The 2,156-nt window shown below is 45.0% G+C and carries 2 protein-coding genes; both read left to right on the top strand.

From position 1 onward, the window contains the following. On the top strand, positions 1–1,137 hold a 1,137-nt coding region (hutU, locus tag L654_RS0100430), incomplete at its 5' end, for a urocanate hydratase (RefSeq protein ID WP_024606932.1). 2 nt (positions 1,138–1,139) lie between these two features. Next, the coding region (locus tag L654_RS0100425) for an aromatic amino acid lyase (RefSeq protein ID WP_024606931.1) at positions 1,140–2,156 on the top strand (1,017 nt) is incomplete at its 3' end.

Genomic DNA, 2,156 nt, shown 5'->3' with positions numbered 1-2,156 from the left:
GCGCAACCACTTGCCGCTACAATGGCAGGGTTTAGTGCGCTAGTTGTTGAATGTGATGAAAGCCGTATCGATTTTCGTATAAAAACAGGTTACGTTGATGTAAAAGCAACGAACCTTGAACACGCACTGCAATTAATAACCGACGCGTGCATAAAAGGTGAAGCCCTATCAGTTGGCTTACTTGGTAACGCTGCCGATGTATTTAGTACACTGGTTAAAACAGGTATTACACCTGATGTAGTCACAGATCAAACATCAGCTCACGATCCATTAAATGGTTACTTACCACAAAACTGGACAATGGAGCACGCAGCAAAAATGCGTGAGCAAGATCCAAAAGCGGTAGTAAAAGCTGCTAAACAATCAATGGCAGTCCAAGTTAGAGCCATGCTGGCGCTGCAAAAAGCGGGTGCCGCCACTACTGATTACGGAAATAATATTCGTCAAATGGCGTTTGATGAAGGTGTTACCAACGCGTTTGATTTTCCTGGATTTGTACCCGCCTATATTCGCCCTTTATTTTGTGAAGGTATTGGACCATTTAGATGGGTAGCATTATCGGGCGATCCAGAAGATATTTATAAAACCGATGCAAAAGTAAAAGAGCTTATTCCTGATGATGCACATTTGCATAACTGGCTTGATATGGCGCGTGAACGCATTCAATTTCAAGGGCTACCTGCACGTATTTGTTGGGTAGGTTTAAAAGATAGAGCACGCCTTGCATTGGCCTTTAACGAAATGGTTAAAAATGGCGAACTTAAAGCCCCTATCGTTATTGGTCGCGATCACCTCGACTCTGGCTCAGTTGCCAGCCCTAACCGCGAAACAGAAAGTATGAAAGATGGCTCTGATGCGGTATCGGATTGGCCATTACTCAATGCACTGCTTAATACAGCAAGTGGCGCTACTTGGGTGTCCCTTCATCATGGCGGCGGTGTAGGTATGGGCTTTAGTCAGCACTCTGGTGTGGTTATTGTTGCCGATGGTACAAATGAAGCTAAAGAGTGTATTGCTCGCGTACTTTGGAACGACCCTGCAACGGGTGTAATGCGCCATGCTGATGCTGGATACGACATAGCAAAGAACTGCGCTAAAGAACAAAATTTAGACCTACCAATGTTAGACAAGGAATAATCATGTTCGAACTTACTCTCACTCCAGGCTCACTTAATTTAAACACGCTAAGAAAAATTAATAATTCACCAGTAAAGTTAAGCCTTGTACAGCATGCTGAATCACAAATAGCTGCCAGCGCACAAACCGTTCAAAACGTTATTAATGAGCACCGCACTGTATACGGGATTAACACCGGCTTTGGGTTATTAGCTAATACCAAAATAGCCGACGACGAACTTGAATTATTACAGCGCTCCATTGTGCTTTCACACGCTGCGGGCATTGGCGAATACATGGATGACAGCACAGTAAGGTTAATGATCACCTTAAAAGTAAACTCGCTTTCGCGCGGCTACTCGGGTATTCGCCTGCAAGTAATCCAATTTTTTATGCTGCTGCTTAGTAGCGAAGTATATCCGTGCGTGCCTAAAAAGGGCTCCGTGGGGGCATCGGGGGATTTAGCCCCTCTTGCGCATATGTGCCTACCTTTATTAGCTGAAGGTCAAATGCGACATAAAGGAAAAATAATTAGTGCAGCACAAGGGTTAAAAATAGCGGGGCTTGAACCTCTTACCCTTGCAGCTAAAGAAGGCTTAGCATTATTAAATGGCACACAAGCGTCAACTGCGTTTGCACTACAAGGCCTATTTAGAAGCGAGAACTTATATGCACAAAGCTGCGTTATCGGCTCGATAAGCATAGAAGCTGCAATGGGCAGTCGCGCGCCATTTGATGCACGTATTCATGATATTCGTGGTCAGCGCGGACAAATAGACACCGCTCAAGTATTTAGAGAGCTACTCGATACGCACTCTCAAATTAGTGATTCCCACGTCAATTGTGAAAAAGTACAAGATCCATACTGCCTTCGCTGCCAACCTCAAGTGCTAGGTGCTTGCCTAACTCAGATACGCCAAGCCGCAGAAGTGTTGCTATGCGAGTCAAACGGTGTAACCGATAATCCGCTAGTTTTTGCCGATGTAGGCGACATCATTTCTGGAGGGAATTTTCATGCAGAACCCGTTGCAATGGCTGCC

Source organism: Pseudoalteromonas sp. TAB23 (assembly GCF_000498075.1).
Lineage (GTDB): Bacteria > Pseudomonadota > Gammaproteobacteria > Enterobacterales > Alteromonadaceae > Pseudoalteromonas > Pseudoalteromonas arctica.
The sequence above is the reverse complement of the archived record's forward strand: the minus strand, read 5'-3'. Positions and strand labels throughout refer to the sequence as shown.